Below are 264 nucleotides of genomic sequence, written 5' to 3'. Positions count from 1 at the left end.
CGGTATCGCAGCTGCCGCAGGCGGCCGGCTTCCGGCCCGAACGGCGACTCGATCGCCTCGCCGATCTGGTGGAGGTCGACCGAGTCCAGATCGAGCAGGTTCTGAACAACCTGCTCCGCAATGCGATCGAGGCCATGGCGACGTCGCCGGTCCGGCAGCTGAAGGTCGGCTCGGCGCTGGCCGGCGACATGGTCGAGCTTTGGGTCAGCGACACCGGCCCCGGCCTGTCGCCGGACGCGCGCGCCCATCTGTTCGAGCCGTTCC

Annotated in this window: 1 protein-coding gene; it reads left to right on the top strand. The window is 70.1% G+C overall.

The window, feature by feature from the left end:
• Positions 1–264: ATP-binding protein (locus FLQ44_RS18045; RefSeq protein WP_240801336.1), on the top strand; the 264-nt coding region annotated here is incomplete at both ends.

This window comes from Vogesella mureinivorans (assembly GCF_007644035.1).
Lineage (GTDB): Bacteria > Pseudomonadota > Gammaproteobacteria > Burkholderiales > Chromobacteriaceae > Vogesella > Vogesella mureinivorans.
This window is presented reverse-complemented; position numbering and strand designations above follow the sequence as displayed.